The sequence below is a fragment of the Rhodanobacter sp. AS-Z3 genome (genome assembly GCF_029224025.1).
In the GTDB taxonomy this organism is placed as follows: domain Bacteria; phylum Pseudomonadota; class Gammaproteobacteria; order Xanthomonadales; family Rhodanobacteraceae; genus Rhodanobacter.
On sequence record NZ_CP119392.1, the window covers coordinates 3463309 to 3488745 of the forward strand.

Here is a 25437-nt window from a genome sequence, read left to right on the forward strand (position 1 = left end):
TGTCACCTTGATCAGATCACAACGAGGTCTGCATGAAGCGCGCCAGCCTGCTTCAGTGCCTGCAAAATCGAGATCAGATCGCTGGGCGTGGCCCCCACCTGATTCACCGCGCGCACGATCGTATCCAGACTCACGCCGGGGCCGAACTTGAACATGTGCGCGCCGTCTTCGCTGATCTGCACGCTGCTGCTGGGCACGATCGCTGTCTGGCCCTGACTGAACGGCGCCGGCTGGCTGACCAGCGGTTGTTCGCCAATCGTCACCTGGATCGCGCCGTGCGCGACCGCCGCGGCAGTCACCCGCACATCCGAACCGATCACCACGGTACCGGTGCGCGAATTCACCACGATCCGTGCCGGCGCATCACCGGGCTGTACGTCAAGATTCTGGATATCACCCAGCCACGCCACTTTCTGTGCCGGGTCCTGCGGACCACGCACCGACACCGTGCCGCCATCCACCGGCTGCGCGGTACCGGTACCGTAGGCCTTGTTGATTGCTGCTGCGATACGCGAGGCGGTGGTGAAGTCAGCGGTATTCAGGTTCAGCATCAAATCACCGCCACTGGCGAAGGACGAAGCCACCACGCGCTCCACCGAGGCGCCGTTGGGAATCCGTCCGCTGGCGGAAATATTCACCTGCACACTGGAGCCGCTTTTGCCCGAGGCACTGATGCCACCGACCACCACACTGCCCTGCGCCACCGCGTAGACATTGCCGTCTGCACCGCGCAGCGGCGCCATCAGCAACTGGCCACCACGAATGCTCTTGGCGTTGCCAATCGAGGCCACCGTGACATCGATCGTCTGACCGGGCTTGGCGAAGGCTGGCAGATCGGCGGTAACCATCACGGCGGCAGCATTTTTCAACTGCGGTCGCGCGTTGGCCGGCACGGTAATGCCGAACTGCTGCAGCATGTTTTCCAGGCTTTGCGTGGTGAACGGTGCCTGCGTGGTCTGGTCGCCCGAACCATCCAGACCAACCACCAGTCCGTAGCCGATCAACTGGTTGCTACGCACGCCTTGCACCTGCACCAGATCGCGGATCTTGTCGGCGTGGGCAGGCAGCACCGTAAACAAGGCCACCGCCAACACAAGCCCGGCCTTTCGCAGGAGCCCGCTCGCGGGCGATGCCTTTGCCCGGAGATGCCGACGAAAAAGCATCGCCCGCGAGCGGGCTCCGACGACGGCGGTGGTGGATCGGAGCGTGTTCATCAGAACGGCATCCATTTGGAATTGAAGAAGCGCGACAGCCAGCCGCGCGAGTTCGCGTCAGCCAACGTGCCGCGACCGGTATAGCTGATGCGTGCATCGGCAACGCGGGTGGACGGCACCACGTTGTCCTGACCGATGTCCTGCGGGCGCACGATGCCGGAAATACGTACCAGTTCCTGACCCTGGTTGATGGTCAGCCATTTCTCGCCACGGATCATCAAATTGCCATTGGACAGCCGCTGCGCCACGGTGACGGTGATCTGCCCGGTGAGCTGATTGCTCTGGCTGCTGGAACCGGCGCCATCAAAACTACGCTCGCCATCCAGGCCGATGTCAGCGACCTTGCCGCCGATAGACAGTGAGTGCCCAAGCACGGTAGGCGAGGCGATCTTGGCTTTGTCGGTCTTGCTGGTCGTGGTGCTGGCTTTCTTGGTTGCCTGGGTGCTTTCGACCAGCGCCACGGTGAGGATGTCGCCTACCCGATGGGCGCGCGGATCGGTGAACAGCTCCATGTTCTGCGAGTCGTGATAAATCGAGCCATCGGCTTGCACCGGGGCGACCTGCTGCGCCATCGGCGGCGTTGGCGCCCACGCCGCGTCGTCGCGTGCACGCGGACCACTCGCGCATCCAGCCAGCAAGGCCAACGCGCAGGGCAGCATCAAAAATCGCAGAACAGTCTTCATCACGGCGTTTCTCAGGTTTTATTGGTGAGGAACTGCAACATGCCGTCCGCAGCGGAAACGGCCTTGGAGTTCATCTCGTAGGTACGTTGGGTTTCGATCATGTTGACCATCTGCTCGACCACGTTGACGTTCGAGCTTTCCAGCGCGCCCTGCGCCAGCGTGCCCAGGCCATTGAGGCCGGGCTGACCGATCTGCGGCGAGCCGCTGGAGGCGGTTTCCAGATAAAGGTTGTCGCCGTTCGGCTGCAACCCGGCCGGGTTGATGAAGTCGGCGAGCTGCACGGTGCCCACCTGCTGCGTCGCTGCCTGCCCCGGCAGGCTCACGCTGACCGTGCCGTCGCTGCCGATGGTGATGCTTTGTGCGTTGGCCGGAACGCTCAGCGCCGGGTCCAGCGCGTAACCGTTGGCGGTGACGATCTGGCCGTTCTGATCCATATGCAACGAACCGTCACGACTGTAGGCAATGGTGCCATCGGGCATGGTCACCTGCAGGAAGCCGCGGCCCTGAATGGCCACGTCCAGCGAGTTGCCGGTCTGCTCGATGTTGCCCTGGGTGAACAACTTTTCGTTGCCCACCACGCGCACACCGGTGCCCAGCATCAGGCCCGAAGGCGCCTGCGTCTGTTCGGTGGTCTGGCCGCCTGGCTGACGCAGGTTCTGATAAACCAGATCCTGGAACGCGGCACGCGCGCTCTTGTAGCCGGTGGTATTGGCATTGGCCAGATTGTTCGAAATGACGTCCATGCGCGTCTGTTGCGCATCGAGGCCGGTCTTGGCTACCCACAGGGATGAAAACATGTCGATGGACTCCGTCTGGACGTCTGGACGTCTTTATGAATTTGTGTGCGAATCGCACGGTGAAGATCAGCTCAACTGCAGCAACCTGGTGGTCGACTGCGCGTTTTCGTCTGCGCTTTTGATGGAACGAATCTGCAACTCGTATTGACGCGACAGCTGGATCATCTGCACCAGCGTCTGTGAAGGGTTGACGTTGCTGGACTCCAGCGCGCCCGACTGCAAGGTGACTGTTTCATCAGCGGTCGCGGTGCTGCCGTCGTTCATGTGCATCAGGCCGTCGCTGCCTAGCGAGAGCTGGTCAGCGCCGGGATTGACCAGTTTGATGCGCCCGACCGCGGCAATGGTTTCCGGTGACTGCCCCATCGGCACCACCGAAACGGTGCCGTCGGTACCGATGCTCATGTGGGCGCTAGCCGGCACGCTGATCGGGCCGCCACCACCCATCACCAGGTTGCCGCGGGAGTCAGTCAGCAAGCCGTCCGGGGTCAGTCGCAACTCACCGGCACGCGTATAGCCTTCACTGCCGTCGGCACTCTGCACCGCCATCCAGCCCTGTCCTTGCACGGCCACATCCATGTCGTTGCCGGTTTGCAGCAGGTTGCCCTGGCTTAGATCAACACCAAGGCCGTAGGCGACGCCGTTGACTCGCGTGGGCAAACCCTGCCCCTGCACCGGCAACGGCCGGAATGCCGAAAGCTGCGCCTTGAAACCAACGGTGTCGGCGTTGGCCAGGTTGTGCGCCACCTCGGACTGCTCGCGCATCATCTGCGTGGCGCCAGTCATGGCTACGTAGAGCGAACGATCCATGGAGAAAATCCTCTGCGAGTGAGTGGAGAGAAGTGAGAAAGACGAAAAGGCCGCCTTCTTTCACTCCTCACTCCTCATCACTCATTTCTGTTAGTTGCGGATGTTGATGATGGTCTGGGTCAGCTGGTTGTCGGTCGAAATCACCTGCGCGTTCGCTTGGTAGTTGCGCTGCGCCTTGATCATGTTGACCAGTTGCGCGGTGAGGTCGGCGGTATTGGAGGCTTCCAGTGAGCCAGCCTGAATCGCGCCAAAGGTGCCATTGCCGGCCACGCCCATGACCGGCGTGCCGGAGTCGTAAGACGCCGCCCAGTTGGTGTTATCGAGTTGACGCAGACCTTGTTGATTGGAGAACTGCGCCATCGCCAACTGGCCTAGCGAGGTGGTCTGACCGTTGGAATATTTGGCCTGCACCACACCCTCACCGGACACGTCGATACTCGACAGCGTGCCAGTGGGATAGCCATTCTGATTGATCGCGGTTACCGCATAGGCGTTGCCGAACTGGGTTGAGGTGCCCATGTCCAGGGTCAGCTGCAAGGGGGTCGATCCCGGACTGACCACCACGGCGGGGAACGCCAACTTGCCGTTGGCGGGGGCCAACAGTCCGCCACTGCTGTTGTAAGTGAGCTGCTGCGCGGGGCCGACCGATACGCCATCAACGTAAAGGTTGGCATTCCACGTGTTGGCCGCCGCATCCTTGACGTAGTACACGGTGCCGTTGTGGGTGGCACCTAGCGAGTCGTACACGGTAAACGGCGTGGACTGGTTGTAGCTGGTCGGATCGTTGAGCGGATCGAATGGAGTCAGCGGCGCCGTCGCATCAGAGGGCAGATTGACTGACATCTGTACGGTGTCGGTGGCCTTGGCCGCGTTCTGCGCGGTAAGCAATTGCAGATCGACCATGGTGCTGTTGTCGAAACCATTCGGCGTCGGCGGATATACCTGCAGGCGCTGCTTGTTGGCATTGGTGACGAAGCCGTTGGCGTCTTTGTGAAACGCGCCGGCACGGGTATAGGAATAGCCCTTGCCATCCTTCAGGGTAAAGAAGCCTTCACCGCTGATCGCAAAATCCAGGCTGTTGTTGGTGGTCTCGATGCTGCCAGCGGTGAACTGCTGCGCCACATTGGTCAGGCGTACGCCACTGCCGACCTGGCTGGAGCTGAGGTTGGGGCCAGCGGCGCTGAACAGCTCGGCGAACTCGGCACGCGAGCCCTTGAAGCCGGTCGTACCGGTATTGGCGATGTTGTTGGCGGTGACCTCAAGATCCTTGGAGGCTGCGTTGAGACCGCTCAGTGCGATATTGAAAGCCATCTGGAAAATTCCTCTGTATTTGAGCCCGCGGGGCTCATCAATTGATCTGCGCGACCTGACTCAGCAGGACCCCACCAAAACCGTCCACATCCAGATAAGCGCCGTCAGCGCCGGTCATGCCCACGCCATTGACGCGACCGCTCACGTAGGTATTCACCGCGGTGTTGCCCACCTGTGCCTTGAGGCCATAGGCCCCGTTGGGCAATGCGCTGCCGTCATCGCCCTTGCCATCCCAGTGGAACGGAGCCAACCCCTGCTGCGGCCGGCCCATGTTGATGGTGCGCAACACGTTGCCAGCCGAATCGGTGACCTGCACCAGCACGTCGCCGGCGTCCGCCGGCACGTTCACCGCACCGTCCAATCCCGCGTCCTGCAACGTGCCCGCCGCTGACGGCACGACCACGCTGCGACCGACCATGCTGCTGGCCTGCAACAGTTGATTGCCCTGCATCGACTTACTCAAGGCGTCGAACGAGGTCTGCAAGGCCTGCGTGGCCGACACCTGGTTGATCTGCGCCAACTGGCTGACCATCTGCGACGAGTCGGTCGGCTTGGTCGGGTCCTGATTGCGCATTTGCTGCACCAGCAGACTCAGAAAGTCGGCCTGGTTCATTGTCTTGTTGGCCTCCTTAGTAACAGCCTGCGTCGCGCTGGTGGCAGGTCCACCAATGGCTATGTCGCTCATGTCGCGTTCCTCGAAAATGCTTGCTGCTTGTTCATCGGGAAAAGGCTCACTTGCCCAGATCCAGCGTTTTCTGCATCAGTTGCCGCGCGGTGTTCATCACCTCGACGTTGTTCTGATACGAGCGCGAAGCCGAGATCATGTTGACCAGCTCGTCGACCGGATTGACGTTGCTGGCATAGACGTAGCCGTCCGCATCCGCCAACGGATTGCCGGGTTCGTAGCGGCTGGGAATGGCCGCCTGGCTTTCGGTGACACCGAGCACCTGCACGCCTTCGCCCACGGCATTCTTGTTGCCGGCATCCAGCTGATTTTTTATCGTGGCAAACAGTGGCTCGCGCGAACGGTAGGCACCCTGCGCCGTAGTGGAGACGCTGTCGGCATTGGCCAGGTTGCTGGCGACGGTGTTCAATCGCGTCGATTGCGCAGCCATGCCGGAGCCGGCCACATCGAATATGGAGAAGAGTGACATCGGCTTCAGCCCCCGGAGATGGCAGTACGCAGCATGTGTATCTGCGCGGTAATGAAGGACAGACTCGCCTGGTAGTGCACGCCATTGGCGGCAAACGCGGCCTGTTCGACCTGGGCGTCGACGGTGTTGCCGTCCATGCTCGGCTGAGTCGGCCTGCGATAGGCCACGTTGTCAGCAAGCTGGCCATCCGACCCTTGCGCCAGCGAACCAATCTGGCCGGGCGTGTCGGTTTTCAGGGTTAGCTGGTCGCTCTGGCCGCTGGCTGCAGCGAGCACCTTGCGGAAGTCGACATCACGCGCCAGATAGCCGGGGGTGTCGGCATTGGCCAGATTATTGGCCAGCACCTCGGTACGGCGCTGCCACAGGTCAAGCGCCTGGGTGTGTATGCCAAATAGATTGTCGGTGCCTGGAATCATCACTTCGCTCCGCGTGCAGTTGCCGCACGAAGCGAAAGGCAAATTGCATGCCAGCAAGAAGAAGTGATTGATTACGTTGCATTTTAGTGCGCGGAAGGGTGGCCACCAAGGGGCACATCACGCAAGAAGACGGTTTGTTGACGCCTTGGCGACAGCTGGCGAAGGTGTCAGTCTGCTGACGCCTTCGGCGCGGTCGGGGCTGCTGCAACCTCTGGCAGCAACTCCATCACGGCCTGAGCCAGCAGGTCGGGCTGGAACTTGGCCACGAACCGATCGGCCTTGACCTCCTTGATCATGGCCTCGTTGAACAAACCACTGAGCGAACTGTGCAACAGCACCTTGAGCTTGCACAGGCTCGGCGTCTCGCGAATGGCACGAGTAAGCGCATAGCCATCCAGCCGCGGCATCTCGATATCCGATACCACCAGCTCGATCTGGCTCGCCGGGTCGCTACTGGCCAGATCAAGCAGCCGCTCCAGCGCCTCGCGGCCATCTCCGGCCACCAGGCAATCGATGCCCATTTGCTTGAACAGCGCCACCAGCCGACGCCGGGCAATACCCGAATCGTCAACTACCAGCACCCGGCGCATCGCCAGCGAACGGGTGGTTGCCTCTCGCTGCAGCTGGCCTGAAAGCTCGGCCGGTGCCGAGTCAATACTAGCCAGCACGTGTTCCACGTCGACGACAGCGAGCAGCGCACCATCTACACGCGTCACCGCATTGACGCGCGAACCGAAGCCCAACGAAGGGGCCGGCGCAGACATCGCTTCGCCATCGCAATGCACCATCCGCTGCAGATCGGCAACCAGGAAACCTTGCATCGACCGACTGAACTCGGTGACCATCAAATGAGCGGAATCGACATCGCGCAACGGCGGATAACCCAGCGCAGCGGCCAGATCGATCACCGGAATGGTTTGCCCACGATAATCGCAGCTGCCCGCAATCAGGTCGTGCAAGCCCTGCATGCGCTCCATCGGAGGCCGCCGCAACACCTCGCGCACCTTGAACACGTTGATGCCGAAGAGTTGCTCGTCGCCCAATCGGAACAACAGCATGGCGATCCGGTTATGACCGGCCAAGCGTGTCTGTCGCTCCACTTTTTCCAGCAATGAGCCGCTCATGCGGCCTCCTCGGATACATTGTCGCAAGCGCGACCGTCAGCAAGGTCTATCGACCGCACACACAGCGGCTTTAGCGCAAATCGTGGCACGTTGATTGCTTTCTCAAGTTTTGACGTTTTTCGACGATGTAACTTCAGTTCCCTCTATAGAAGTTGATGCCCAACCCATGAGCTTGATCTGGAATCAGCATATCGCCGCACTGGTAGAGGCCGCCGCCCAGGGCAATGACGCCGAAGTGGCCGTCTTGCGACGCAAGTATCCGCGCGCCGCGCAAGCGCTGGCGCCGTTGCTGGCCCGCGTTGCCAGCCGACCACCGGCAGCGGTGGCAACCCAGACGATGGAGCAACAAGGCCTGGTACTCGGAGCTGTGCAGCAACTGGCGCGCGAACAGGCCGCGATGGAAAAGGCCGCCGCCGACAGCCGCAGCGGCGTCGATCGCTTGACGGAGGGCAGTGCCGGGATATCGACGGTACTGCAACAAGTCGGTGCCGATCTGGACAAGGCCGGCCAGGCTGGCGCTGCCGGCACCGGCGGCATCAAGGAGCTGGACGGCCAGTTGCGATTGATGCGTACCGCACTGACGGCCATGAATCGCAACCAGAGCAAACTGGCCGAACAGGTGGCGCAGATCCGCAAGCTGACCGGGACGGTGCAGGAAATTGCCCACCAGACCAATCTGGTTGCGCTGAACGCAGCCATCGAGGCTGCCCGCGCCGGCGATGCCGGGCGTGGTTTTGCGGTGGTCGCCGACGAGGTCAAGCAACTTGCCGAGAAGACCGCGCAGACCACCACCGAAATTGAAACCGTTACCGGCTCCATCGGCGACTTCTCGCTGCAGCTGGACGGCGACGTGAATCAGGGCCTGCAACATCTTGAGCGCGCCCAGGCCAAGGTCAGCCAGTCGGGCAGCTTGCTGGACGAAGGCAGCGCCACCTTGCAGGCTGCCGGCGAACGCATTCACGGATTGCAGCAAGGGCACGACGCCCAGCATGCACGCGCCACTACCACCCAAACCGCGCTCGGCGCGTTGCAGCGCCGCAGCAGCGAGGCCCGGCGTCAGGCCGAGTCGCTGCATCGCGCAGCACTGCTCGCCCATCGACTGGGGCTGGACTGGATGGAAGGCGCCAGTGGCAACGACGCCGCCAGCCTCAGCCTCACCGTGCGCGAGTCCGCGCTCAACCTGCGTCAGGGGATGGAACTGGCCTTGGTAGACCCGGCGGCGCTGGATCGGCGCTGGTTCGACACCAGTGCACTCATGCGCAGTGTGGATCGGCTGGTGCTGCTGCGTCGCGGTGCGGCAGCGGCTCCCGCATTGAAGGATGCCGGCACCCAGTTGGGCGAGCAGAGCAGTCGTTTCGTTACCCTGCTGGGAGAAGGCCAGTTGGCCCAGGCCGGTGAACTGGTGCAGAAAATTGAAGCCGGCCGAGACGCGTTGTTGACCCATCTTGGCGCGCTGCTGGCTGACGCATGATCAAGCAGCTTTCCAGCGCGTTCGCGGGACTGGCCTTGCTCGCCTTGACGAGCCTGCCTGTCGTGGCGTCCGCGATGGATGGCAACAGCACACCATTATTGACCGAGATACGCGCCACCGCTGAACAGGCCGTACGCGAGCATTACGCCGCCCCGGCCGGTCGGATCGAAGTCACGACCGAACCGTTGGACACGCGATTGCAGCTGGCCGCATGCACGCAGCCACTGCATGCACTCATTTCCGACCAGACACAGCCGCGCTCCCGCATGACGGTTGCGGTGCAATGCCCGGACAACGGTGGCTGGACCGTCCGCGTGCCGATCCAATTGCAGTTGTTTCGCAATGTGCTGGTGAGCAGCCGCGCACTGCTGCGTGGCGACGGCATCCGTGTCACCGATGTCCATGCCGAAGAACGCGACGTGACCAAACTTGGCTACGGCTATCTTGAGAACCTGGATCAGGTCGCGGGCCGATCGCTGGCGCGCGCCGTGGCACGCGGAACCGTATTGAACCCCGCCACGCTGGGCGGGCGGCGGATGGTGCGCGCAGGCGACCACGTACAAATGCTGGCGCAACTGGACGGCGTTCAGGTGCGTGCCGACGGCATTGCCCTGGGCAGCGGCGACAACGGGGCTCGCCTGCGGGTACGCAATGCCAATTCGGGCCGGGTGATTGACGCCATGGTGAGTGCGCCTGGTGTGGTGGTGGCCTTACCATGAATGCAGACACATTTATCATGTCGCTGTCGATCTTTTGGCGCAGCCCTAAAGTTTCCATGGAATCAGCCGATCACTAAAGTACAGGGCAATACCCAGTGGAATTGAAACCATGAATACGACCATTACAAACAATGGCTTGCCGAAGCTTCAGCCGTCCAGCAGCAAGGCTGCCGGCAAGGCCGATGGCAACTCCTCCGCCAGTGCCTCCGCCGCGATCGATGGCGGCGCAACCTCGGCGAACGGGATCGATCAGCTCAAACTGACCGACTCCGCACGGGCACTGCAGGAAGCTTCCCGCCAGGGCGATGCCTCCCCGATCGATGGCAATCGCGTCGAGCAGGTGCGGCGTGCGCTGGCCGATGGCAGCTACAAAATTGATGCTGGCCGGATTGCCGACCGCTTGCTCGCCATGGACAACCAGCTCGGGGGCATCGGCAAGGCATGAACACTGTGCTGCAGCACGAACTGAACGATGCCCTTGCGTCCGTTCTGGACGACATGCAGCGAGCGACTGACCAACTACTGGCCGTGCTGGAGTCCGAGCGTGCTGCGCTGGTCAGCGGCGATCCCAAAGCACTGGACGAAGCCGGTACAAACAAGCAAACCATCATGCAGCAGTTGGAACAGCTGGATGTCGAGCGTCTGCAACTGAGCCGTGAGCAGCCGTCCAGGCAAGCTGCGCTGCAGCCCGAATGGACCCGCGTGATGGAGTCGCTGGCGCGTTGTCATGCACTCAACCAGCGCAACGGAAGCACGGTCAACCAACGGTTGATCCAGGTGCGGCAGGCACTCTCCATCCTGACCGGCCATGTCGGTGAAAGCGCCATCTATGGGCGCTCGGGAGAAATGCGTGCCAGCTTGCGTTCGCAGGTGCTGGCAGCGGCGTGATTCGGGCATGTAACATCGACCCCTGCCCCCTGTCCCCACAGGCCGCTCCTCCACCGATAGCGAAGCTGCCTCCCCGCGCTCGCACCGACAGCGATGACCGATCATGAGCACCCCACGCAACGTCCCTTCCAGCACCTCCTCTCTGCATGCTACGGGTGGCCAGGGTTCCACCGGAACACCGTCATCCACCCCACTGCCGGTACTGCGTACACCCATGCTCGATCGCGAACGCAATCTGTTCGCTTATGAAGTGCTGTTCCACCGCGAACCGGGCGATGAAGAAAGTCTGTTGCGCAGTGTTCTGTCGACCATCACCGATGGCTCGATGACGCGACTGGTTCGCGGCAATCGTGCGTTTCTGAATCTGCCAGCGGAATTGCTGCCCGAAGATTCCGACGTTTTGCTGCATCAGCCACGCCTCGGCCTGGTATTGCAGCCCTCGGTGGCCAATGATCCCGAATTGATGAAGCGTCTCCAGCGCATGGCTGAGCGTGGCTGTCAGTTTGTTCTTGAGGCCGGCGATACCGACCTGGAAGCCAGCCTGTCTTTGCAGGGCTTGCTGCAGATGGCGCAGATGGTCCGACTGGACGCCAGCCAGCTTGAGCCGGACGTGATGAAGGCGCGCACCGAGTCGCTGCATGCTCGGGGTATTCGCGTGGTGATCGGTCACGTCGACGACCATGAAACCTACGAGCGCTGCCTTGCGTTGCCCGTGCAGGCCATCCAGGGCCGCTATTTGCTGATTCCCCAACCGGTTGCCATTCCGGTGCTCACCGCCAACCGCATGAGTATTCTGCGTTTGATGGGCGCCCTGCAGGAAGTCAATCCGGGCCCAGTGGAATTGGGCGCGATCATCCGCGACGACGCCGTGCTGAGCTACAAACTGTTGAGCTGCGTGAACTCGGCTTATTTCGGCCTGCCGCGTCAGTTGAAGTCGGTCGAGCAGGCAGCGATCTTCTTCGGCGTGACACGCATGCGCAACTGGATCGAGACGATGTCGCTCTGCGGCCTGGACGACCAGCCGCCGGAATTGCTGCGCGCAGCCATGATCCGTGCCCACATGTGCGAAAAGCTGGCGACCGGCATGCCCGACGGCGGCCCGCAAACCGCGTTTACCGTCGGTCTGTTCTCTCTGCTGGACACCCTGATGTGCGCGCCGATGGAGTTCCTGCTGAGCCATTTGACGCTGGCGCCGGAAGTCAGCGGCGCACTGATGGATCGCAGCGGTCCGTTCGGCGCCCTGCTGAAAGAAATCATTACCTGGGAAGCTGGCGAAATGACCAGCGAGCGCGCTGCGCCGCAACGTATCCTGCGCATGGCCACGGTGTATCTCAGCGCAACCCAGTGGGCCGATCAGGTGTTCGCCTCGGCAGGCGAAAAGCACAAGACCTCCTGAGCGTTCGCCGCTGAAGCAGACGCAGCGCTTGCTGCGTCTTGCCGCTCATCGAGAGCTGAAGGTTTGCCTGCCTTGAGCACGGCCGCTGACCCGGCAAAAACTCAACGCAGGCGGTACAGTCGCCAGGTCACCAGCGCCAAGCCCGCCAGCACAAACGCCAACCAGCCACCCATGACGGTCGTGTCAGCGTGCAGCCAGAGCACGCTGGCAACCGCGCCGACGGCCGCGGCGCCAAGACCCGCCGCAAGCTGCGGATCACCACGACCACGTTTGGCTGCGATCAGCGCAAACGCACCCAACGACGCCAGCACTACCGACAGTAGTCGCCAGGTCCACACAAACTCGGGCGGCACCGGCAGGTCCGGGAAGATATCCAGCACCGGCACATTGCCCAACTGCACCACGTAACCCTTGCCATCGGCCGCGTCGGTCGCTGCCACCAGTCGATCGCCGTCGATGCGTCCGACGAAAGTCATCTGCTGCAACGGCACCTCGTCCCAGCTGACACGCACATCACCAAGACGCGGATCACCCGGCTTGGCGCTGGTTACCAGATAGTTCTGGTATCGCGTAAAACTTGCTGCCAGATTGTCTGGCAACGCGGTGATGTCGGGCGTCAGCCGGGATGTACCGGGCATGCCATGCAACAGGATCGGCCCGAGCTTGAAGCCGCCAACCTGCACCAGCCCCGCATCGAACTGCTTGCCGCTGACCGGAAAACCCACCGGATTGGCGTGCCCCTTGCGATCGACAAAGTGGCCCGCGTCCAGCAGGTGATCCACCCAATCCAGCTCATAGTGCACGCTGTCGCCAACCTTGATCTCGCGCCACTGGAACATCTCCACGTGACGTACCAGCACCGACGTGTTCGCGCGCAAGTTGAAGTCCGGGTCCTGCGGCGCCTCAACCACATGGGGCACAGCGACCACGCGAGCCATCGCACCATGTTGTCCAGCCGCCGGTCGTGCATCTTCGCCCAGGTCAATGACCTCACCGCCATGCAGGTTGGCGGCGACCCGGTAATTCTGCAGGCGACTCGCGGTGGTCGCCATCAGGCCGATGCCTGCCAGCATCAGAACAGCGCCACTGACATTCAGCGCCAAGGCAGGCAGTGACAAGCCTTTGTGCAAATCCATCAGCCCGCTCCTGGCTGATGGATCAACGAACGGCTTTCCGCCACGGGCAGATCACGCCGCGCCGGGGAACTGCCATGGGCAAGCATGCATTCCATCGACGGTTATTGCACCTTGCCCAAACCCGACGGCCGGCGTGGATCACTGGCCGCATCGAGTTTGTTGGCCTTGCGGTCCCACGTCACCACATTCATGAAACCCCAGGATTCGCGTTGTTTCAGCGTGTAACCCATCTTGGTCAGGGCATCGCTGGTGGCAGCATCGAAGGTGCCGTCCTCCATCATCACCACATCGGGCATGTACTGGTGGTGGAAACGTTTGTGCGCAGTGATCTGTTGCGCCGTCTGCCCGTCGATGAAATGCAGAATGCCTTCGAGCACCTGGGTGATGATGGTTGAGCCGCCCGGCGAGCCAATGACGGCGGTACGGTCGGCACCGATCACGATACTCGGCGACATCGAAGACAGCATGCGCTTGCCGCCCACCGGCGCATTCGCCTTGCTGCCAAGCAGACCGTAGACGTTCGGCTTGTTCGGCACCAGCGCAAAGTCGTCCATCTCGTTGTTCAACAGTACGCCGGTATCGCCCGCGACGAACTTGGAGGCCAGCGTCGTGTTGACTGTGGCTGTCACTGCAGCCATGTTGCCGTCGGCATCGATGATCGAGAAATGCGTGGTATGCATCCCCGGGTCCGCTGCCTCGGAGCGCGGCAGCATCGACGACGGCGTGGCCTTGTCCGGCAGAATGCTCTGGCGCAAGCCGTCGGCGTAGAACGGCGAAAGCAGCATATCCAGCGGCATCTTCACGAAATCCGGGTCGCCCAGATAGTCGTTGTGATCTCGGAACGCTCGGCGCATCGCCTCGACGATGTAGTGCACGCGCTGCACCTGGTCCATTTTCGTCAAATCGTAACCGGACAGGATGTTGAGGATCTCGGCGATCGCCACACCACCGGACGAAGGCGGCGGCGCGGTGATGATCTTGTAGCCGCGGTAATCCACCGTGATCGGCGTACGTTCCTTGGCCTGATAACTGGCCAGGTCAGCCAGCGTCCAGTTGCCGCCGGCAGCCTGCACCGCCGCAACCAGCTTCCGCGCGGTCTCGCCATGATAGAAACCGTCATTGCCGTGGGCCGCAATCAATTCCAGCGTGCGTGCCTGGTCGGGATCTTTCCAGATCTCGTTCTCGGCTGGCACCTTGTCGCCCGGCAGATACTTGGCGGCCGAGGCAGGCCAGCGACGCAGGTCCTTCTGCACTTCGTCAATGGCGTCGTGCAGGCGCTCATCGGGCTTGAAGCCGTCGCGTGCAATGCGGATCGCGGGCGCCAGCGATTGGGCAAGTGGCAGGCGTCCGTATCGATTCGCGATCAGCACCAGCCCAGCCGGCTCGCCCGGAATACCCGAAGACAACGGTCCGTTCAGCGCCGTATCACGATTCGGGCTGCCATCGGGGTTGAGGTAATCCTTGACATTCACTGCGGCGGGAGCGGTCTCACGCGCGTCGATGAAAACATTGCGGCCATCTTTCGCCCGATGCAGTACCGCCATGAAGCCGCCGCCGATCCCCGAGCTTTCCGGCTCGACGATGGACAACGTCGCGGCAACCGCTACCGCCGCGTCAAACGCATTGCCACCCTTGGCCAATATCTCAAGGCCAGCTTCGGTGGCGTGAAAATTCGCACTGGCAATCGCGGCATGGCCGGGGCGCTGGGCTGATGCATGACTCGCCGGGCGTGCCGTTGTCGCAGGCTTCGCCGGCAGACCATCGGCAGCGAAGGCGCCACCAGTGACCAGCAGCAGGCTCAGCGTCGCAACCCGCCAGTTCAGGGATAGGCTCATGCCACGGACTCCTTTGCCATCAAATGGTGGTACTTGAGTTCAAGCTGCTCGATCGACTCGGCATGCTCCGGATCGCTGATGATGCATTCGACCGGGCAAACCACCACGCACTGCGGTTCGTCGTGATGACCCACGCATTCCGTGCACAAGGCCGGGTCGATTACATAGAACTCTTCGCCCAGCGAGATCGCCTTGTTCGGACAAGCCGGTTCGCAGACATCGCAATTGACGCAGGTGTCGAGAATTTTCAATGACATCGGTCGATACTACAGGTCGGAGAGCGACGCCGTGGAAGCGCGTGCCAAGCCACCGGAAAACGCACGGTGGACAACCACCCGCTACCACCGCATACCGCGTGGCAACGGCATACCGCGCCGCGCCGGCTTGGCCGGCGCGGCGATCATGCTTACATGGCTACGAAGCGAATCTCGGCGCCGGTCGGCTTGAGCAGGTCAGTCACGCGCTGCTGGTCGGCCTTGTCGCCAATGAACAGGATGATCACGTCCTTGAACGAACCCGGCTTGGCATCCTTGAATGCCGTGGCTATCAGGTCAGCCGTCTTGGTCGAATCCGGGCCGGCAAATACCAGCATGTTGCCTGGCAGCACGCCGCGCGCCACGGTGTCCTGGATGTTCGATAGCTGGCGATCGCGAGCAGCAACCGCATCATCGGAATCACCGGCCGGCACCAGGTAAGGGTACGGACGATCGGCCTTCATGCCCTGCATGTTCGCCTGCACGATCTGGCCGAGATAGGCGTTCCATGCCTTGACGTCGTTCGGATCGGACGGCTTGGTCGCCTTCTGGCTGGCCTGCTGATCGGACTGCTGGGCTTCTTCGTGCTTGCTGCAGGCGCTCAGGGCCAGGCAGGCGGTCAGCGCGATGGCGGCAATGAGAACGAACTTACGCATGGTTATCACCTTCTGTTTCGGGTTGCATGTTGGAGCCGGCAAGGCTCTTCTGCCAGCGCTGCCGCATGGCCTGTTGTACCGCTGGATGAACGAAACCGGAAATGTCCCCGCCGAGGCGGCCGATCTCGCGTACCAGCGAGGAGGAAATGAAACTGTATTGTTCCGCCGGCGTCAGGAACAACGTCTCGGCCTGGGGAATCAGATGCCGATTCATGCTGGCCAGCTGGAATTCGTACTCGAAGTCCGACACCGCGCGAAGCCCGCGAATGATCACCCCCGCACCAATCTGCTCGACGAAGGTGGCCAGCAAACAGTCGAAGCCGCGCACTTCCACGTTCGGCAGGTCGGCCAGCGCCATCCGCGCCAGCGTGATCCGCTCGCCGATGCTGAAGGCCGGCCCCTTGCTGGAGCTGTCAGCCACCGCCACCACCACCCGCTCGAACAACAGCGAGGCGCGCGTCACCAGATCGGTATGACCGTTGGTGATCGGATCGAAAGTGCCCGGGTATACGGCCAGGCGAGGATTGCCCAAAGGTTTGCTCACGAGGAAGAAGCGGCAGCGGAATTGACCCTAGCTTAACGGAAGCGCGCGCCGATAGAGCGCAAAACGCACCTCGCCGGCCTGGCCTTCCCGGTGCAGTTGCCAGTTCGGCGGCAACACGGGCACCCGATCGCGCGGTGATTCCACATAGATCCAGCCCTGCGCAGCCAGCCAGCCGCCCGACTCCAGTTGTTCGGCCAGAGCCGGCCAAAGGTCAAGCGCAAAGGGCGGATCAAGGAAGACCAGATCGTGGACTTGCGCAGTGTGCTGCAGAAATCCGACGGCATCGGCAACCGCGACCTGTGCGCCGTCGGCCTTCAGTCGCACGATGTTGGCCCGCAGCGCCTGCGCCGCACGCGCCTCGCGTTCGACGAACTGTACCGACGCTGCGCCGCGCGACAACGCCTCCAGCCCGAGCGCGCCGGTGCCGGCGCACAGATCCAGGCAACGCATGCCTTGTATGTGTGGCGCCAGCCAGTTGAACACGGTTTCGCGCACTCGCTCGGCGGTGGGCCGCAGCCCCGGCAGGTCAGGCACTTCCAGCCGTGAATTGCGCAAGCTGCCGCCGATGATGCGGATGCGCCCGGAGGCTGGTTTGCGCGGCCCGTTCACGCGTTCGCACCGGTGGCGCGTGGCCCCTCAGCGGCCAGTACAGGTTGGAGTGTTAGCATGCCGCCCATTGTCTTTGAATCGCACCCGCAATGCTCAAGTTCTGGAAGAAAAAACCCGCTGAGAAGGAAGCAGGACAGTCGGCTTCCACCACGCAAGCCGCGGCCGACGTGCCGCCGGCCGAACTCGCCCCGCTGCCCGAAGTTGCGGTTACGGCGCCGAGCGCCGCAGTCGGTGACGATTTCGAAACCGCTGCCCTGGCGCCGTCCGAGACCGCGGTGGACGCTGCAGCCGCGCCGGCCAAACGCAGCTGGCGCGAACGCCTCGCCGGCAACGTGTTCTCGCGCAGCCTGAGCTCGCTGTTTGTACGCAACCCGAAGCTGGACGATGACCTGCTCGACGAGCTGGAAACCACCCTGATCACCGCCGATGTCGGTATCGAGGCCAGTACCGAACTGGTCGAGAACCTGCGCAAGCGCATGCACAAGCGCGAGTTCGCCGACGCGCCTGCCTTGCTCGCCGCGCTGCGCCAGTCATTGGTCAGCATGCTCAAGCCGGTCGAACAGCCGCTGGATGTCACCCGGCACAAGCCGTGCGTTGTGCTCGTGGTGGGCATCAACGGTGCCGGCAAGACCACGACCATCGGCAAGCTGGCCCGCCGCTGGCGCGATGAGGGACACGCGGTGATGCTCGCCGCCGGGGACACTTTCCGCGCGGCCGCAGTCGAGCAACTCAAGACCTGGGGCGAACGCAATCAGGTACCGGTGATCTCGCAAGGTCAGGACGCCGACGCCGCCAGCGTGATCTTCGACGCACTGCAGGCCGCCCGCTCACGCGGCGCCGACGTACTGATTGCCGACACCGCCGGCCGCCTGCACACCCAGGGCGGTCTGATGGACGAACTGGGCAAGATCGCCCGCGTGCTGAAGAAAATTGATGCCGACGCGCCGCATGAAGTGCTGATGGTGATTGACGGCACCACCGGCCAGAACGCGATCAACCAGGTGCGCCAGTTCCGCCAGATCGTCGGCGTCACCGGCCTGGTGGTAACCAAGCTGGACGGCACCGCCAAGGGCGGTGTGATGTTTGCGCTGGCACGCGAGTTCGGCCTGCCAATCCGCTTCGTTGGCCTGGGCGAAACCGCCACCGACTTGCGCAGTTTCGACGCCGAGGCCTTTGTCGATGGCTTGCTGCCCAGCAACCTTGGCGTCGCGGCGAGCGGCTCATGATCAAACTGCGACGACAGGGCTGAGCTGATGGCGCGCCGATGGCGGTTGACCCTGATGGTGCTCACCGGGCTGGCGCTGGCCTTGGTGCTGGCGGCTATCGTTTCGGTGTATTTGCTGCTGCAACCAGAACGCTTCACCCGCATGCTGCAAACCCAGGCACGCACGGCCGGACTGGAATTGAGTCTGGCCAGCCCGGCCAGCCCCAGCCTGTTTCCGCGCCCTGCACTGCAGCTGGATGGCATCACCTTGAATGCGGTAGGTGCGTCCGCGCCGATCCTGCTGGCGGCGCATGGTCAACTGGCGCTGCCTTGGCACACCTTGCTCGGCGGTTCTACCGCCATATCGGAACTGGAAATCGACTCACCCCGAGTGGATCTGGACGCGCTGCAGAACTGGCTCAGCTCGCTGCCGCCACAGCCTGAAGGTGCCCCGCCCAACATCCCGCGCATCGATACCGGTGTCAGCATCAGCCATGGCAGCGTGGTGCGCGGCAACCAGCTACTGCTCAGCAACGTATCGTTGCAAGCTGGCAGCCTTGCTACCGGCGAGCCCTTTCCACTCAGCCTCGCGGCAGTGACGGCGGCAGGTACGCCCCTTCAATTGCAACTGTCGGCAACACCGCGCATCGAGGGCAACGCGCTGCAGCTGCAGAACATCAGCCTGCATCTGGCTCAGGGCGAATCGATCAAGCTGGCCCTGACTGGCAGCGCTTACTGGCATGGCGCCGCCAACGCCAGCGCCAATCTGGCCGGCAAGCTTGAACAGGCCAATGCCGATCAATACGACATCTCGGTGCAACTGATTCCCGCCGACCAGAGCAATCCACTGCTGCTGGCATTGAAGCTCGATGGCCCCGCCAACCACGCCGACCTGCGCCTGCCGCCGCTGGCACTGGCGCACTGGTGGAGCAGCCTGGATGACCCTGCAACAACGCAACTGACCATTCCACCGGGCAGCGGCCACGCTGAAATCGCCAGCCTCGACGTCGCCGGCATCCGCATCGAAGGCCTCACCATCCAGGCCGGCGACGATGCGCCGGCAACGGCTGCCACGGCGGCAGCTCCGGCAGCGAAACCCGCGCCCCGCAACAAGCCATGAGCACGTGTTTTGCCGATCGCCTGCTGCGCTGGTTTGACCAGCACGGCCGCAAGGATCTGCCATGGCAGCTAGCACGAGAGGGCGGTCGCCGCGACGCCTATCGTGTGTGGTTGTCCGAAGTGATGCTGCAACAAACCCAGGTTGCCACCGTGGTCGGCTACTTTGAGCGCTTCGTCGGCACCTTGCCCACGCTCGACGCGCTCGCCGCCGCTGAGGAAGACACCGTGCTGGCGTTGTGGTCCGGGCTTGGCTACTACCGTCGTGCACGTTTCCTGCATCGCGCCGCGCAAATCTGCGTGGAACAGCACGCCGGCGCTTTACCGCAGGACTTCACTGCGCTGGTCGCCCTGCCCGGCATCGGCCGCTCCACCGCTGGCGCCATCCTGGCCCAAGCGCACGGCCTGCGCTTCCCCATTCTTGACGGCAACGTCAAACGCGTACTGACCCGTTATCACGGCATCCATGGCCACCCCGGAGAAAGCGCGGTGGAAACGCTGCTGTGGCAGCGCGCCGAAGAACACACACCACGCAGCCGCATCGCCGACTACACCCAGGCGATCATGGACCTCGGTGCAACACTCTGCACCCGCTCACGCCCTCAATGCGAGACCTGCCCACTAGCCGCGGACTGCGTCGCGCACCGTGACAACCTCACCGCCCAATTGCCCAGCCGCAAACAGGCCCGCACCCTTCCCACGCGCGCCACCATGATGGTGATTCTGCGCGACGCAAAGCGCCGCGTGCTGCTGGAGCGGCGTGGACCCCAAGGCGTGTGGCCCGGACTTTGGAGCCTGCCCGAAGCAACCGACCCGAATGACGCGTGGCTCGTCGCCCGGCAACACGCGCAGATCGATGACGCGCAAGCGCTCAGCGCCTTCACCCATACCTTCAGCCACTATCGCCTGAACATCGAGCCACTGCTGTTCGATCACGCGACAGCCAGCCACGCCATCGCCGATAATCCGCAACTGCGCTGGTGCAGCGCGGACGAACTTGAGGCACTCGGCCTGCCGGCACCGGTGCGCAACCTCCTGCTGCAAGTCAACGACGTCAGCTGAGTGGATGCCGCACACTACTCGCCTTATCTGATTTGCCAGCTCGCGAGGGCCGGACAGGAACGACACCATGAGCCGTACCATCCATTGCAGCAAACTCGGCATCGACGCGGAAGGCTTGGACTTCGCGCCGTGGCCAGGCCCGCTCGGCCAACGCCTTTACGCCGAGATATCCAAACCCGCGTGGCAGCAATGGCTGGCCCACCAAACCACCCTGATCAACGAATACCGACTCAACCCGCTCGACCCCAAGTCGCGCAAGTATCTGGGCGAGCAAATGGAGAAATTCCTGTTCGGCGGTGACTTCGATCAGGCCGCGGGTTTCAGCCGACCACCTGTAGAGTCTTGACGAAACGCCGCGTATTCGGTCTAATGCGCGGCTCCACGCATCAACAACAACCCATCCGGTTGGTCTTGATCGTCAAGTTCCCGGCCGGGTAGCTCAGTTGGTAGAGCAGGGGATTGAAAATCCCCGTGTCGGCGGTTCGATTCCGTCCCCGGCCACCAGTAATATCAAGGGCTTGCAGAGATGCAGGCCCTTTTGTTTTGGCTGAGAAACCACATCGGTTGCCGTTCGGTTGCCGTTCGTCTGAAAGTCGGCTGTCGTTCATGCGGCAACGCGCTCAGCTATCCAAGCATCGACCTCTTTATCTACCCATGCGACGCTATTCGCCGCGAGCTTGCGCTGACGGGGAAACTTCCCTTCGCTCATCAGCACATAGATGGTTGCGCGCTTGAGGCCGACACGCTTACAGACCTCGGGCAGGCGAATGAGGCGCACGGGTGCGCTGTTGTTCTGTTCAGTCATAATTCCTCGAAGTGAAAAGGTACCGCGCACGGGCAACGTCCAGCGATGCTTAGGCAAGCCGGAGCGATGCCCGTGGCGGGCAGTCGGTTGAAGGAACGGAGGGGGGGGTACGGGGGGGTCTCGCGCGTCGACCGTTGGTTAGATACCGTCTCGGAAATTTTCGCCAAAACATCGGCGGCTGTCCCTTTGGGACACGCGCGGCTGTCCCGCTAGGCATCCAATGTGGGACACGGGTGCCTTAGTAATCGCCGTAAGGGTCGGTCGCTTCCTCGGCCGAGAGGTATTGCTCTAGGAGCTCTACGGCCCCGTCCTTGCGCTCTGCCAGCAAGATCTCGGCTGCCATCCGGGAAACCTTCGGACCTGCCTTGTCGAGCATAGCCGCCAGCCGCTCGGCCAGCTTCTCTGCCTTAAGCCTCAGGCGATCGTCCAGGGAGATGTCGTCGAATACATCCCTCCAAGCGTTCCCTCGGCAATGGCGCCATCGGGGCCAGCCAGTGCCCGGATCTAGTGCGTCGTCGCCAAAGTCTCCTAGCTTCACCTTGGGAAGCGCCTCGATCATGCGACAAACCGTCGACTTGCTAACGCCGAAGGTGCCGGCGATCCCTCGGCGAGACTGGCCGGGCGGCAGCGGTCGCCGACCTCGCCCAGTGATGTGGGCCAGATATTGCCAGGCGGCCTCCTTGGCCTGCTCGGGATGCAACGGAAGCTTCACTCCTCCGCAGTTCACCAGCTTGGAGACCATGACTGCCTCGCTCATGCTCATGCGCAACAGTCGGACCGGGGCGACGCGACGGCGAGCCAGGCGATAAGCCTCCCTTCTGTGGTGCCCATCGACTAGCAGCCGCCGTCCGCCCACTTCGGCGACTAGCAGCGGCTCGGCTTCTTTGCCAGGGAACGCAGCAAGATCATCACGCAGTCGTGCGATATGCAGCTCGGATGCCTCGTCTAGTCGGTAACGATCTCGCGCCGCCACAACGTCGCGCGTGCGTGGCTGTAGGGCCTCGTCGGTCTCGATTTCCTCAAGGAGAATCATAGTGACCGGTAAGGCCAGCCAGCCCGTGAGGGTGCCTTGTATCTTCTCCATCGGCACGCCTTACGGGAGCGGAGCGGCCAGGATCAGCGCGTCCAGGACTTCCCCGTTAGTCAGGGGTCGACCTCCGGCCAACTCCAGGCGCCTTTGCCACGCCTTGAGTCGGTCGAAGGCGTCCAAGGAAAAGGAGACCTGCCGGTAGATCAATACGGGACGCTGCGAGCCGCTATGGGCTTCCTGAGTGGCCCTCGGGTGATTATTAGGCCTCCGCATCATCGGCCTCCGCCAGCAGTTCGGCGCAGTCCACTTTGGCGAAACCGCCTTCGGTGAGGTACAGGTTGTCGGGCCTCAGATTGAGATGATTTCCATCCCGGTAGTGGACCACTTCGCCCCGACCGGCCTTGAGGATCAACCGGGAGACCGTCCGCGGTTTGCCGCCTACGTAAGCCTTCACGTACTGCTCGCCTCGCTGGCCGCCTCGATTGTGGTTGTAGCACCACAAGGCCGACACGCCGGAGCCAATCAGCTCCCAGTATGTCTCCCAGTAGGTGACCGCCTCGCCTGCGCTGTTTGCAAGCGGCACTCGCACGCATCGCTGGCCGTTCTCGTCGGTAAAGGGTTCGGGGAGTCGTTCAAGTTTCATCTTCTTTCCTGTCAGTCTGGCGAGCGCGCACGGCAAAGCCGCCGTGGCCGTTAGGCCCAGCACTCGCGGGGTTGGTTAGGTTGGTTGGTGGGTTGCCCTGAGGGTCGCTGAGGGAGGCTCCAGGGCGGGGGCCTCTTTCCTAAGATAACGATTAAATTCGTCGCACTGCTCTAGCAGCAGAGAAGGAAAGGCATCGTTTTCTTCCTTCCAATATGACGACTAAACCCGTCGGAGCGCAGGACTTCGTGCGCCTACTTAGGGTGATGATGACCACTAAACCCAGGGCGCTTCCTTGCCCCGCGCATCACGTGGCGGGTCTCTCCTTTAGGATGCCCACTAAATGCCGGCGGCCTCTACCCTCTCCAAGCGCAGAAGCTTACGGGCCTCCTTTCCTAAGTTGTCCACTAAATTCTGCGGGAGGCAGAGCACGCACGGGCGCCTCTCGTACGCAAGCCCGGTCGCCCACCACTACAATTCATGGATGCGCCGGAAACTTGCGGCCGCAAGGCCGCTCAACCGCTGAGACACGTCAGCGATAGGTTGACGAGCGAAACGAGGCGGTTGCAACCCTCAGCCCGGCCTGCCAATATGATGACTATGATACCCATTCTTCAGACGCCGCTCGGTCGCCTTTACGAGGCCGACTGCTCAAAGCTACTTGCTTCTCTCGAATCAGAAACGGTCGACCTTGCCTTCGCCGATCCGCCCTTCAACCTCGGTAAGGCATACAGCTCCAAGATCAACGACGATCTGGCCAGCCACGAGTACCTCGACTGGTGCGAGGCTTGGCTAGCTGAGATGGTCCGCGTGCTGAAACCAGGGGGCGCGCTCATGCTGTGGAACCTTCCAAAGTGGAACCTTCCACTTGGGGGCTTCCTCAGCAGGCATCTGACGTTTAGGCATTGGATCGCTGTCGATATCAAGTACGCGCTGCCGGTTAAAGGCAGGCTTTATCCATCGCACTACTCGCTCCTCTACTTCGTCAAGGGTGCACGGCCAGCGATCTTCCACCCTGACCGCATACCGATCGCGTGCTGCCGCCACTGTGGTGGCGAACTCAAGGACTACGGCGGCTACAAAGACAAGATGAACCCCAAAGGGGTCAACATCGCTGACGTCTGGACGGACATTTCCCCGGTACGCCACTCGAAGTACAAGAAGAGGGAGGCGAACGCACTCCCTCTCAAGCTAATGGATCGCATCATCAGCATGAGTACAGACCCCGGCTCCCTAGTCCTCGACCCCTTCGGCGGCTCTGGTACAACCTTTGCGGCGGCAGAACTCACTGGTCGACGCTGGGTCGGGAGTGAGCTGGACTGCGCGACCATCGTCCAGCGGTTCGATGAGCTGGACGACGATCGCGAGCACCTTGCTCAGATCCACGCGACTAAGAACACGCTATTCACTCAAGCCGACCTCAGGAAGCGCGCGAAGTCTGGCAAGCCGCTCTCGAAGAGCTATCAGGTAACGCTTGAGGAAGAAGCAGAGTCTTGCAGTTGCTCTTCCTTGGCTCCAGTCCAATCGCAGATCTTCTAGCCTTCGCTAGGCTCGGCCGAAGATCCCCGCTTCCGCTGACCCTCACGCGACCGGCCATCGGTGCCTGTTTTTAGATATGAATGCGCACTGTCATCGGTCAACTCGTCGTGCTCGACCACGGTAACGGCCAGGAGGCCGCGTTCGACTGTGGAAGATAGGCCACTCCACATACCTAGGTAGGGCGAAAGCTCGCCGATATTGCCGATGCGGTCGGTCAGGTGCTCGTAAAGCTCTCGACTGGGCAGGATTAACACTCCGGCTTGGATCTTCCCCGCAGCAAGCGCGATAGCGAGCTTGTTCAAGCTCCTATGGGAAGAGGAGATATTCCCCGTCTCCCATTCGATCGCTACGTGAGTCCCTGAGGGAGCTGTTGTGATGAAGTCGAAAGCGCCGAAGTCAGAAGTAATCGGCTCCTCGTGAGGCGCCATCCCGGGGTACAGACGCACGTCGGGGGACCTTCTCGGACCGGAGATATCGAACGCCCCTTCCGGCTGCCAGTGCTCGTCCATCACCATGCTGCGGAGGAACTGCGCTTTAAGGGGCGTTACGCCATTGCGGTCCCACTGCCCTGAGGGGAGGCGCGCCTTTCGCCGGAGTTTGAGTCGTCCGGTTCCGGCCGGGTGCTCGACCCGGTTGATAGCGCGCACGTACGCCTCATGAAGGGTTTGCCAGTCGCTGCTAGAGACCACGTTACCCTTGTCGAAAAGAACCAGCGTCCTGAGCCACCTCACTTCGGCAGCTCCGGGAGACCCTCAGTAAGGGAGGCGACATCGCACCCTAAAGACTCCGCGATATCGCAGAGCATCGTGAATGTCAGATTGCGCTCGCCACGTTCAACGCCGCCGATATACGAGCGGTCGATCTCAGCCTTGGCTGCCAGCTCCTCTTGCGTCCAACCCAGCTTCTTCCGCGTCTCGCGGATTCGGCTCCCCAATTCTTCCAGCACGGCCATTTTCATAACCGGCAGGATGCTATATGTGCGGACTATGCTTCCACGGACTAAAGTACCCCGAGACGCGGGGCACCA

30 protein-coding genes and 1 tRNA gene are annotated in these 25437 nt (G+C 62.3%); 11 read left to right on the forward strand and 20 right to left on the reverse strand.

Going from position 1 to position 25437, the window contains the following annotated elements:
* Positions 1–11 precede the first annotated feature (11 nt).
* From PY254_RS15510 to PY254_RS15550, 9 genes are all read right to left on the reverse strand, one after another.
* Positions 12–1085, reverse strand: a complete 1074-nt coding sequence (locus tag PY254_RS15510; RefSeq protein WP_281012942.1) for a flagellar basal body P-ring protein FlgI — start codon at positions 1083–1085, stop codon at positions 12–14.
* A 128-nt stretch (positions 1086–1213) separates the two neighbouring features.
* Entirely contained in the window at positions 1214–1897 is a 684-nt protein-coding gene (flgH, locus tag PY254_RS15515) for a flagellar basal body L-ring protein FlgH (protein WP_281012943.1), read from the reverse strand.
* 11 nt (positions 1898–1908) lie between these two features.
* Complete coding sequence (flgG, locus tag PY254_RS15520) at positions 1909–2694, reverse strand: flagellar basal-body rod protein FlgG (protein ID WP_281012944.1); 786 nt, start codon at positions 2692–2694, stop codon at positions 1909–1911.
* A gap of 66 nt (positions 2695–2760) precedes the next feature.
* Complete coding sequence (gene flgF, locus PY254_RS15525; protein WP_281012945.1) at positions 2761–3501, reverse strand: flagellar basal-body rod protein FlgF; 741 nt, start codon at positions 3499–3501, stop codon at positions 2761–2763.
* 90 nt (positions 3502–3591) lie between these two features.
* Positions 3592–4812, reverse strand: coding sequence for a flagellar hook protein FlgE (gene flgE / locus PY254_RS15530; RefSeq protein ID WP_281012946.1), 1221 nt, complete (start codon positions 4810–4812; stop codon positions 3592–3594).
* Positions 4813–4849: 37 nt separating this feature from the next.
* On the reverse strand, positions 4850–5497 hold the full coding sequence (locus tag PY254_RS15535; protein ID WP_281012947.1) for a flagellar hook assembly protein FlgD: 648 nt from the start codon (positions 5495–5497) through the stop codon (positions 4850–4852).
* A gap of 46 nt (positions 5498–5543) precedes the next feature.
* On the reverse strand, positions 5544–5966 hold the full coding sequence (gene flgC / locus PY254_RS15540; RefSeq protein WP_281012948.1) for a flagellar basal body rod protein FlgC: 423 nt from the start codon (positions 5964–5966) through the stop codon (positions 5544–5546).
* A 5-nt stretch (positions 5967–5971) separates the two neighbouring features.
* Positions 5972–6382, reverse strand: coding sequence for a flagellar basal body rod protein FlgB (gene flgB, locus PY254_RS15545; RefSeq protein ID WP_281012949.1), 411 nt, complete (start codon positions 6380–6382; stop codon positions 5972–5974).
* A gap of 167 nt (positions 6383–6549) precedes the next feature.
* Positions 6550–7506 carry a chemotaxis protein gene (locus PY254_RS15550; protein ID WP_281012950.1) on the reverse strand — a complete coding sequence of 319 codons (957 nt, stop codon included), beginning with the start codon at positions 7504–7506 and terminating at the stop codon, positions 6550–6552.
* Positions 7507–7672: 166 nt separating this feature from the next.
* On the opposite strand from PY254_RS15550, the gene PY254_RS15555 reads away from it, so the two are divergent.
* From PY254_RS15555 to PY254_RS15575, 5 genes are all read left to right on the forward strand, one after another.
* Entirely contained in the window at positions 7673–8977 is a 1305-nt protein-coding gene (locus PY254_RS15555) for a methyl-accepting chemotaxis protein (protein WP_281012951.1), read from the forward strand.
* Positions 8974–9696: a flagellar basal body P-ring formation chaperone FlgA gene (gene flgA, locus PY254_RS15560; RefSeq protein ID WP_281012952.1), complete on the forward strand. Its 723-nt coding sequence runs from the start codon at positions 8974–8976 to the stop codon at positions 9694–9696. The genes PY254_RS15555 and flgA overlap by 4 nt, the downstream gene beginning before the upstream one ends.
* A 109-nt stretch (positions 9697–9805) precedes the next feature.
* On the forward strand, positions 9806–10141 hold the full coding sequence (gene flgM / locus PY254_RS15565) for a flagellar biosynthesis anti-sigma factor FlgM (protein WP_281012953.1): 336 nt from the start codon (positions 9806–9808) through the stop codon (positions 10139–10141).
* The gene (locus PY254_RS15570; RefSeq protein ID WP_281012955.1) at positions 10138–10584 is read left to right on the forward strand and encodes a flagellar protein FlgN; all 447 of its coding nucleotides are present in this window, start codon (positions 10138–10140) and stop codon (positions 10582–10584) included. Before flgM ends, PY254_RS15570 begins: the two co-directional genes overlap by 4 nt.
* A 103-nt stretch (positions 10585–10687) precedes the next feature.
* Complete coding sequence (locus PY254_RS15575; protein ID WP_281012956.1) at positions 10688–11980, forward strand: EAL and HDOD domain-containing protein; 1293 nt, start codon at positions 10688–10690, stop codon at positions 11978–11980.
* Between the two features lie 101 nt (positions 11981–12081).
* Here the strand turns inward: PY254_RS15575 and PY254_RS15580 are convergent, their stop codons facing one another.
* The 6 genes from PY254_RS15580 to rsmD all read right to left on the reverse strand — a co-directional run bounded on the left by PY254_RS15580 (position 12082) and on the right by rsmD (position 17014).
* Positions 12082–13116 carry a TMEM43 family protein gene (locus PY254_RS15580; protein WP_281012957.1) on the reverse strand — a complete coding sequence of 345 codons (1035 nt, stop codon included), beginning with the start codon at positions 13114–13116 and terminating at the stop codon, positions 12082–12084.
* 101 nt (positions 13117–13217) lie between these two features.
* Positions 13218–14951: a gamma-glutamyltransferase gene (gene ggt / locus PY254_RS15585; protein WP_281012958.1), complete on the reverse strand. Its 1734-nt coding sequence runs from the start codon at positions 14949–14951 to the stop codon at positions 13218–13220.
* Positions 14948–15208 carry a YfhL family 4Fe-4S dicluster ferredoxin gene (locus PY254_RS15590; RefSeq protein WP_281012959.1) on the reverse strand — a complete coding sequence of 87 codons (261 nt, stop codon included), beginning with the start codon at positions 15206–15208 and terminating at the stop codon, positions 14948–14950. The genes ggt and PY254_RS15590 overlap by 4 nt, the downstream gene beginning before the upstream one ends.
* Positions 15209–15357: 149 nt before the next feature.
* Positions 15358–15861: a hypothetical protein gene (locus PY254_RS15595; protein WP_281012960.1), complete on the reverse strand. Its 504-nt coding sequence runs from the start codon at positions 15859–15861 to the stop codon at positions 15358–15360.
* Entirely contained in the window at positions 15854–16393 is a 540-nt protein-coding gene (coaD, locus tag PY254_RS15600; protein ID WP_281015244.1) for a pantetheine-phosphate adenylyltransferase, read from the reverse strand. The genes PY254_RS15595 and coaD overlap by 8 nt, the downstream gene beginning before the upstream one ends.
* A 39-nt stretch (positions 16394–16432) precedes the next feature.
* Complete coding sequence (gene rsmD / locus PY254_RS15605; protein WP_281012961.1) at positions 16433–17014, reverse strand: 16S rRNA (guanine(966)-N(2))-methyltransferase RsmD; 582 nt, start codon at positions 17012–17014, stop codon at positions 16433–16435.
* Positions 17015–17103: 89 nt separating this feature from the next.
* On the opposite strand from rsmD, the gene ftsY reads away from it, so the two are divergent.
* The 5 genes from ftsY (at position 17104) to PY254_RS15630 (ending at position 20900) form a co-directional block, all read left to right on the forward strand.
* Positions 17104–18240: a signal recognition particle-docking protein FtsY gene (gene ftsY, locus PY254_RS15610; RefSeq protein ID WP_281012962.1), complete on the forward strand. Its 1137-nt coding sequence runs from the start codon at positions 17104–17106 to the stop codon at positions 18238–18240.
* Between the two features lie 27 nt (positions 18241–18267).
* On the forward strand, positions 18268–19338 hold the full coding sequence (locus PY254_RS15615) for an AsmA family protein (RefSeq protein WP_281012964.1): 1071 nt from the start codon (positions 18268–18270) through the stop codon (positions 19336–19338).
* A complete protein-coding gene (mutY, locus tag PY254_RS15620) occupies positions 19335–20396 on the forward strand; it encodes an A/G-specific adenine glycosylase (protein ID WP_281012965.1) in 1062 nt (353 codons plus the stop codon). Before PY254_RS15615 ends, mutY begins: the two co-directional genes overlap by 4 nt.
* A gap of 67 nt (positions 20397–20463) precedes the next feature.
* Positions 20464–20742, forward strand: a complete 279-nt coding sequence (locus PY254_RS15625; protein ID WP_281012967.1) for an oxidative damage protection protein — start codon at positions 20464–20466, stop codon at positions 20740–20742.
* 82 nt (positions 20743–20824) lie between these two features.
* Positions 20825–20900, forward strand: a tRNA-Phe gene (locus tag PY254_RS15630).
* Between the two features lie 100 nt (positions 20901–21000).
* On the opposite strand, the gene PY254_RS15635 is transcribed toward PY254_RS15630, so the two are convergent.
* From PY254_RS15635 to PY254_RS15645, 3 genes are all read right to left on the reverse strand, one after another.
* Positions 21001–21201 (reverse strand): helix-turn-helix transcriptional regulator, encoded by a 201-nt coding sequence (locus tag PY254_RS15635; protein WP_281012969.1) that lies wholly within the window; start codon positions 21199–21201, stop codon positions 21001–21003.
* Between the two features lie 238 nt (positions 21202–21439).
* The gene (locus tag PY254_RS15640) at positions 21440–22285 is read right to left on the reverse strand and encodes a ParB/RepB/Spo0J family partition protein (protein WP_281012971.1); all 846 of its coding nucleotides are present in this window, start codon (positions 22283–22285) and stop codon (positions 21440–21442) included.
* A 205-nt stretch (positions 22286–22490) separates the two neighbouring features.
* Positions 22491–22874, reverse strand: coding sequence for a hypothetical protein (locus PY254_RS15645; protein WP_281012972.1), 384 nt, complete (start codon positions 22872–22874; stop codon positions 22491–22493).
* 591 nt (positions 22875–23465) lie between these two features.
* On the opposite strand from PY254_RS15645, the gene PY254_RS15650 reads away from it, so the two are divergent.
* Positions 23466–24410, forward strand: coding sequence for a DNA-methyltransferase (locus PY254_RS15650; RefSeq protein WP_281012973.1), 945 nt, complete (start codon positions 23466–23468; stop codon positions 24408–24410).
* Here the strand turns inward: PY254_RS15650 and PY254_RS15655 are convergent.
* Together PY254_RS15655 and PY254_RS15660 are read right to left on the reverse strand one after the other, a co-directional pair.
* Complete coding sequence (locus PY254_RS15655) at positions 24407–25141, reverse strand: BglII/BstYI family type II restriction endonuclease (RefSeq protein WP_281012974.1); 735 nt, start codon at positions 25139–25141, stop codon at positions 24407–24409. The two genes, PY254_RS15650 and PY254_RS15655, sit on opposite strands and share 4 nt — an antisense overlap.
* Entirely contained in the window at positions 25138–25362 is a 225-nt protein-coding gene (locus PY254_RS15660; protein ID WP_281012976.1) for a type II toxin-antitoxin system RelB family anti-toxin, read from the reverse strand. Before PY254_RS15660 ends, PY254_RS15655 begins: the two co-directional genes overlap by 4 nt.
* Positions 25363–25437 lie beyond the last annotated feature (75 nt).

What these genes read in the sequence shown, in the direction of transcription:
- PY254_RS15625 (WP_281012967.1), top strand. Translation starts at nt 20,464, where the DNA reads ATGAGCCGTACCATCCATTGCAGCAAACTCGGCATCGACGCGGAAGGC.
- flgM (WP_281012953.1), top strand. Translation starts at nt 9,806, where the DNA reads ATGAATACGACCATTACAAACAATGGCTTGCCGAAGCTTCAGCCGTCC.
- flgH (WP_281012943.1), bottom strand. Translation starts at nt 1,897, where the DNA reads ATGAAGACTGTTCTGCGATTTTTGATGCTGCCCTGCGCGTTGGCCTTG.
- flgA (WP_281012952.1), top strand. Translation starts at nt 8,974, where the DNA reads ATGATCAAGCAGCTTTCCAGCGCGTTCGCGGGACTGGCCTTGCTCGCC.
- PY254_RS15575 (WP_281012956.1), top strand. Translation starts at nt 10,688, where the DNA reads ATGAGCACCCCACGCAACGTCCCTTCCAGCACCTCCTCTCTGCATGCT.
- flgC (WP_281012948.1), bottom strand. Translation starts at nt 5,966, where the DNA reads ATGTCACTCTTCTCCATATTCGATGTGGCCGGCTCCGGCATGGCTGCG.
- PY254_RS15650 (WP_281012973.1), top strand. Translation starts at nt 23,466, where the DNA reads ATGACTATGATACCCATTCTTCAGACGCCGCTCGGTCGCCTTTACGAG.
- PY254_RS15550 (WP_281012950.1), bottom strand. Translation starts at nt 7,506, where the DNA reads ATGAGCGGCTCATTGCTGGAAAAAGTGGAGCGACAGACACGCTTGGCC.
- ftsY (WP_281012962.1), top strand. Translation starts at nt 17,104, where the DNA reads ATGCTCAAGTTCTGGAAGAAAAAACCCGCTGAGAAGGAAGCAGGACAG.
- flgB (WP_281012949.1), bottom strand. Translation starts at nt 6,382, where the DNA reads ATGATTCCAGGCACCGACAATCTATTTGGCATACACACCCAGGCGCTT.
- PY254_RS15660 (WP_281012976.1), bottom strand. Translation starts at nt 25,362, where the DNA reads ATGGCCGTGCTGGAAGAATTGGGGAGCCGAATCCGCGAGACGCGGAAG.
- ggt (WP_281012958.1), bottom strand. Translation starts at nt 14,951, where the DNA reads ATGAGCCTATCCCTGAACTGGCGGGTTGCGACGCTGAGCCTGCTGCTG.
- PY254_RS15615 (WP_281012964.1), top strand. Translation starts at nt 18,268, where the DNA reads ATGGCGCGCCGATGGCGGTTGACCCTGATGGTGCTCACCGGGCTGGCG.
- PY254_RS15645 (WP_281012972.1), bottom strand. Translation starts at nt 22,874, where the DNA reads ATGAAACTTGAACGACTCCCCGAACCCTTTACCGACGAGAACGGCCAG.
- flgE (WP_281012946.1), bottom strand. Translation starts at nt 4,812, where the DNA reads ATGGCTTTCAATATCGCACTGAGCGGTCTCAACGCAGCCTCCAAGGAT.
- PY254_RS15570 (WP_281012955.1), top strand. Translation starts at nt 10,138, where the DNA reads ATGAACACTGTGCTGCAGCACGAACTGAACGATGCCCTTGCGTCCGTT.
- PY254_RS15580 (WP_281012957.1), bottom strand. Translation starts at nt 13,116, where the DNA reads ATGGATTTGCACAAAGGCTTGTCACTGCCTGCCTTGGCGCTGAATGTC.
- flgF (WP_281012945.1), bottom strand. Translation starts at nt 3,501, where the DNA reads ATGGATCGTTCGCTCTACGTAGCCATGACTGGCGCCACGCAGATGATG.
- PY254_RS15640 (WP_281012971.1), bottom strand. Translation starts at nt 22,285, where the DNA reads ATGGAGAAGATACAAGGCACCCTCACGGGCTGGCTGGCCTTACCGGTC.
- PY254_RS15535 (WP_281012947.1), bottom strand. Translation starts at nt 5,497, where the DNA reads ATGAGCGACATAGCCATTGGTGGACCTGCCACCAGCGCGACGCAGGCT.
- mutY (WP_281012965.1), top strand. Translation starts at nt 19,335, where the DNA reads ATGAGCACGTGTTTTGCCGATCGCCTGCTGCGCTGGTTTGACCAGCAC.
- PY254_RS15590 (WP_281012959.1), bottom strand. Translation starts at nt 15,208, where the DNA reads ATGTCATTGAAAATTCTCGACACCTGCGTCAATTGCGATGTCTGCGAA.
- PY254_RS15595 (WP_281012960.1), bottom strand. Translation starts at nt 15,861, where the DNA reads ATGCGTAAGTTCGTTCTCATTGCCGCCATCGCGCTGACCGCCTGCCTG.
- PY254_RS15635 (WP_281012969.1), bottom strand. Translation starts at nt 21,201, where the DNA reads ATGACTGAACAGAACAACAGCGCACCCGTGCGCCTCATTCGCCTGCCC.
- flgG (WP_281012944.1), bottom strand. Translation starts at nt 2,694, where the DNA reads ATGTTTTCATCCCTGTGGGTAGCCAAGACCGGCCTCGATGCGCAACAG.
- PY254_RS15555 (WP_281012951.1), top strand. Translation starts at nt 7,673, where the DNA reads ATGAGCTTGATCTGGAATCAGCATATCGCCGCACTGGTAGAGGCCGCC.